The sequence below is a fragment of the Negativicoccus succinicivorans genome, assembly GCF_018373335.1.
GTDB classification, from domain to species: Bacteria; Bacillota; Negativicutes; order Veillonellales; family Negativicoccaceae; genus Negativicoccus; species Negativicoccus succinicivorans_A.
Window position 1 is genome coordinate 1 of sequence record NZ_JAHAHH010000078.1, and the last position, 5,507, is coordinate 5,507.

The following is a 5,507-nucleotide window of genomic DNA, read 5'->3' on the forward strand; positions in this document are numbered from 1 at the left end:
GGTAGTCGGTCACGTTAAACCGGACGGTGATTGTCTCGGCTCGGTTTTGGCGATCACAGAAGCATTGCGCGCCCGCGGCGTGGCGGCCGATATGCTGGTCGACGACACCATTGCGGAAAAATATCTGTTTTTGCCGTTAGCGAAAGAAATACACCGTGAACTTCCCGACAAAGAGTATGATCACATTTTGTTCATGGATTTAAGCACGCCGGCACGCGCCGGCGATTATGCCTGGCCGGAAAACGTGCCGATTGTGAATATCGACCATCACGTTTCGAATCCTGATTATGCGGACATGCTTTATCTCGACGAGCATGCCGCCGCGACGGGCGAAATTTTAACCCGACTCTTTATGCAATGGGGATGGGATATTACGCCGTCTATGGCAGACGCACTCTACATGGCGATTGCTACGGATTGCGGCTTTTTCCGCTACGGCAATACGACAGCGCAAGCGCTTGCGATGGCGGCCGAGTTGGTAGATCGCGGTGCACGCCCTGACCGTATTTCGCAGGCCATGGACTCATTGCCGAAAGAGGCGTTGACGATTTTGGCGCCGATCATGTCCACATTGCAATTTGCGGCCGATCACCGACTGAGCTATATCGTTATGGATCAAGCGGCCATTGCCGCCGGTCGTCACTATGTCGATACCTATCTCGATTTGGCTCGCAACATCGAAGGTGTGGAACTCACACTGCAATTTAAGTATGATGAGCCGCAAAAAACGTATGTAAGCTTCCGTTCTAAAAACAGTGTCGATGTATCGAAGTTGGCAGCACAATTCGGCGGCGGCGGACATATTCGCGCGGCAGGGTGCACCATGTACACCGACCTTGCGACGGCGATCGCCGAAGTGTTGCCGAAAGCAGAGGCTGCATTGACTCATGCAGGGAATCATTAATGTACTGAAGCCGGCCGGTATGACATCCCATGATGTCATTTACGTTTTGCGAAAAATTTACGGCATTCGTAAAATAGGCCACTCCGGCACATTAGATCCTTTGGCCGCGGGCGTTTTGCCGGTATTTCTGGGCAAAGCGACGCGGCTTTTGGCATGGGCGCCGACAGAGCCGAAAGTGTATCTTGCGGAGTGGTTGGTGGGCATCGCTACCGATACGGAAGATACGAGCGGAACGATTGTGCAACAAATAAGCGCTATCCCCGAACTTACGGCAGAGCAACTCGAAACCGCCGCCGCCTCATTTCGCGGTACGATTTTACAACGGCCGTCGCAATATTCCGCGATCAAAGTGGATGGACGTAAAGCCTACGAACTGGCGCGGAAAAATCAGAAGGTGGAATTGCCTGCGCGTGAAATCACGATCCACGAGTTTACGGACATTTCTTACCAATTACCGTATTTGCGCGCGCGCATCGTTTGCTCGCAGGGAACGTATATCCGCGCATTGGGAAGAGATTTCGGTAAGTCCTTGGGCGTACCGCTGACGATGTCGTTTTTGGTGCGGGAACAGGTCGGCAATTTTACGCTGGAAGATGCGTGGACACTCGAAGAAATTCGGGCGGCGAAAGAGGCGGCGTTACGTCCTGCGACGGATGCTATACGCCATTTGCCGCAATATGGGGTGCCGACTGCAGCTGCGGAACGCTTTCGCCACGGTCAGACGATTCGCGGTACGATCAGTGATGTAACGGCTCTGTGGTGTGATGGACAATTCATCGGTCTTGGCAAGCCGGGGAAAGAAGGAGGCATACGGCCTTATAAAGTGTGGGTGGAAGAATGAAACGAGCGATGTATGAAACGGCGGCGCGCCGTACCGTTTTAACTATCGGCAATTTTGACGGCGTGCATCGCGGGCATGTCGAAGTTCTTTGCACCGCTCGCGCACTCGCGGATCGGGAAGCGGCGCGGCTGGTGGCCGTGACGTTCACGCAAACCCCGAAAGCGGCATTAACGCCGGAGGCGTATGCCGGTGATTTATTGACGCTTGCGGATAAAGAAAAATATCTGCGACTGCAGGGCGTGGATGAAATTATCTGGCTCCAACCGACGGTTGCGCAGATGCGGCAAAGCGCGACGGAGTTTTTGCACATGTTGCAAAACAATCAACACGTCGTCGGTGTGGTAGTGGGAGAAAACTTTCGTTTCGGCGCCGATGCGCAGGGGACGGTTATGACCTTACAGAATTATGCCGAAGACGCCGGTTGGGAAGTTATTTCCGTGCCGTTACTGCAAGACGCCGGCGGCGTGGTCAGCAGTTCGGAAATTCGCGCGGCCATATTGGCGGGTGAACCGGAACGGGCAGCGACATTGCTCGGACGGTATTGGTCGATTGATGAAGTAGTTTTGCACGGCGATCAACGCGGTCGCACACTCGGTTTTCCTACCGCCAATATGGCATTGCATGAAGGTCGTGTCGCGCCGCGTAACGGCGTGTATGCTACCGTGGCCTGTTACGACGGTACCCTTCTTAAAGGTGTTACCAATGTCGGTACTAATCCGACATTTACCGATGTACCGACGCGGGTGGAAACCTATTTTCCCGATTTTTCCGCTAATTTATACGGAAAACGCTTCCGTCTGTTCTTCGTTGCGTATCTGCGTCCGGAAGAAAAATTCTCCGAGGTCGCCGCTTTGATTGCGCAAATGCATAATGATACCGATCGTGCGTTGCACAATTTAACAGAGAAATTAAATATTGACATGTGTAGGTAAGATTGTTAGAATAAGTGACAATACCCGGGCAAAGTTATGAAACCGCCGTCTTGGCGGTTTTTGTTTATCGAAAAAGGAGGGATTTCATGAAGTCGTACACCGTTAATATTCCGGGGTTCACGATCGGCGGAGATGATGCGTATGCAGCCATTGAAACCGTTTGTGCAACGTACGGGAAAACGGTCGCCATTTTAGGCGGCGAAACAGCGCTTGCAAAAGCGCGGCCGGCATTAAAAGCGGCTCTTCAAAAGACATCACTGGAGGTAACGGACTGGCGAATGTACGGCAAAGAATGTTCTTTTGCCAATGCCGAACGACTGGCGGAAATTCCTACCGTTGCTGACGCGGATATGTTGTTTGCCGTCGGCGGGGGCAAAGCGATTGATACGGTCAAGGTCATCGCCGGGGAATTGCAAAAACCGTTTTTTACGTTCCCGACCATTGCGGCGACTTGCGCGGCCGTGACGAGTATCGCAGCCGTTTATTTGGAAGACCATCGTTTTGATCGCGCCTATGATGCCAATCATCCCCCGATTCATACGTTTATTAATGAACGTATTATCGGTTCCGCACCGGTGCAGTATCTTTGGGCGGGGATCGGTGACTCGGTAGCCAAATATTATGAAAGCCGACTGTCCGCGCGCGATCGTTCGATTCTTCATTCCAATCAGGTGGGCGTGACGCTCAGCGGCATGTGTGCCGAGCCGTTGATGCAGTCGGCTGTCACCGGTTATAAGGACGCGCAGGCAGGTAAAACCAGCGAAGCGTTGCGGCAAACAATCCTCAATGTGATTGTCAGCACCGGCTTTGCTTCGATTTTTCTGGAACCGGATTACAACACCGCCGTGGCGCATTCGCTTACGTACGGCTTGGTGGAACTGCCGCAAGTGGAAGCCAACCACATGCATGGTGAGCTCGTTTCGTACGGAGTGTTGGTGTTGCTGGCGATGGACGGCGCGGATGATGAGTTGGCGAAAGTATATGACTTTAATCGCGCCATGCAATTACCGACCTGTCTTGCCGGTATCGATGTGACGGTCGATGAATTGGAACCGGTTTTGACACGTGCGTTGCAAACTTTTGATTTGAACGTAATGCCGTACAAGGTAGATAAAGAAATGTATCGCAACGCGATCTTGGCGTTAGAAGAATACGACCGCTCGCGAAAAGAAGTGATTGGAGCATGAAGTTTTCTCGATTAACACAGAATTTTGCTCCGTCGGATATTGATATGCTGCTCAAATTGACGGCGCAACCGGAAGTGATTTCGTTCGGTGGCGGTTTACCCGCACCGGAAACATTTCCGATTGAAACGTTAGCGGCCGTCACGCAGGAAGTATTTGCCAAAGACGGTGTGGCTGCCTTGCAATACGGACCTTCGCGCGGCTACTTACCCTTACGGGAATATCTGTCCGATTGGTTCCAAAATCATTTGCAGACAACCGTAGCGCCGGACGATATTTTAATCACGGCCGGATCGCAACAGGGTCTGGATCTTTTAGCTCGTGTGTTTTTGGATCCCGGCGATGTATTGTTGGTGGAAGGGCCGTCTTACATCGGCGCTCTGAATGCTTTTGATCTGGCGCAGCCGACGTACGTGGAAATGCCGATGGACGAAGAAGGTGTGATTCCGGAAGCGCTGGCGGAAATTCTCGCTACGCAAAAAAAGGTAAAAGCCATTTACGTGATTCCGGATTTCCAAAATCCGACCGGCATTACCTGGTCGCTTGAGCGCCGGCAAAAGTTCATGGAGCTTGTCAATCAATATGAAATTCCGGTGTGGGAAGATCATCCGTATGGTGAATTACGTTTCTCGGGAGAAGCGTTACCGACATTAAAAGCGCTGGATACGAAGCACCTTGTTACTTTTCTGGGGACATTTTCCAAAACGTTATCACCCGGTTTACGGATCGGCTACTTGGCGGGACCTGCGGAAGTCATCGAACGCGCTGACTTTATAAAACAGGCGGCGGATCTTTCGACTTCGTCTTTGGTGCAGCGGCAAGTGGCTGCGTTTTTGCAGGAAGCGGATTATGAAGGTCATGTCGCGGCGAATGCGGATTTATATCGGCAACGTCATGATGTGATGCTGACCGCTATGCAGCAGCATTTTCCGGACAATGTGCATTGGACGGAACCGCGCGGCGGCTTGTTCATCTGGGTGGAATTGCCAAAGGGTTGTGATGCGCGTGACGTGTTGACGCAAGCGTTGCAAGAAAATGTTGCGTTTACGCCGGGAGAAGGATTTTTCCCGGTGACAAAGCAGAAAAATTATTTCCGACTAAACTATTCAAGTATGGACGAGGCGCGCATTCGTGAAGGCATTCGCAAGATCGGCGAAGTGTTGCACAGAATGTTGCACTCGTAAAAAGAGGAATCCGCGGATTCCTCTTTTTGCTTGGGAAAATACTGCTGTGGGTTATAATACAGACAGGAGGAAATATGACAGAACTCGAACAATGGCGTAACGAAATTCGTACGCTGGATACGCAGATCAAGCCGCTTTTTTTGCAACGGCTCGCGCTGGCGCAGGCGATCGGCCGCTACAAAAGCGAGCACGGCCTGCCCGTTTACGATCCGGAGCGTGAGGCGCAAAATCGCCAAATGCTCAGCGCGGATGTAAACCGGACAGAAAGAAAGGCGTATGAAGAATTTTTGCAAGCGGTCATGACCATTTGCCGAAAGGCGCAGCAGTCATGAACGGACAGTGGGAAGAAACGTTTGCCGGTACCGTAGAAAGTATTATTTTTGCAGCGGCGGACGATTCTTTTTGCGTGTTCAAAATGCGGCCGTCGCAGCAGTACAAAAGCTGGACCTTGGTCGGTAATGT

At 51.9% G+C, this 5,507-nt stretch carries 6 protein-coding genes; all 6 read left to right on the forward strand.

Annotated elements, in window-relative coordinates; translation table 11 throughout:
* The coding region (locus KH813_RS05820) for a bifunctional oligoribonuclease/PAP phosphatase NrnA (RefSeq protein ID WP_303994407.1) at positions 1–904 on the forward strand (904 nt) is incomplete at its 5' end.
* Entirely contained in the window at positions 888–1,745 is an 858-nt protein-coding gene (gene truB / locus KH813_RS05825; protein WP_303994409.1) for a tRNA pseudouridine(55) synthase TruB, read from the forward strand. The genes KH813_RS05820 and truB, both read left to right, overlap by 17 nt.
* Positions 1,742–2,677 carry a riboflavin biosynthesis protein RibF gene (gene ribF, locus KH813_RS05830; protein ID WP_303994411.1) on the forward strand — a complete coding sequence of 312 codons (936 nt, stop codon included), beginning with the start codon at positions 1,742–1,744 and terminating at the stop codon, positions 2,675–2,677. Before truB ends, ribF begins: the two co-directional genes overlap by 4 nt.
* A gap of 86 nt (positions 2,678–2,763) precedes the next feature.
* On the forward strand, positions 2,764–3,864 hold the full coding sequence (locus KH813_RS05835) for an iron-containing alcohol dehydrogenase family protein (RefSeq protein WP_303994413.1): 1,101 nt from the start codon (positions 2,764–2,766) through the stop codon (positions 3,862–3,864).
* Positions 3,861–5,045: a PLP-dependent aminotransferase family protein gene (locus tag KH813_RS05840; RefSeq protein ID WP_303994415.1), complete on the forward strand. Its 1,185-nt coding sequence runs from the start codon at positions 3,861–3,863 to the stop codon at positions 5,043–5,045. The genes KH813_RS05835 and KH813_RS05840 overlap by 4 nt, the downstream gene beginning before the upstream one ends.
* A gap of 74 nt (positions 5,046–5,119) precedes the next feature.
* A complete protein-coding gene (locus KH813_RS05845; RefSeq protein ID WP_303994417.1) occupies positions 5,120–5,377 on the forward strand; it encodes a chorismate mutase in 258 nt (85 codons plus the stop codon).
* Positions 5,378–5,507: the final 130 nt, after the last annotated feature.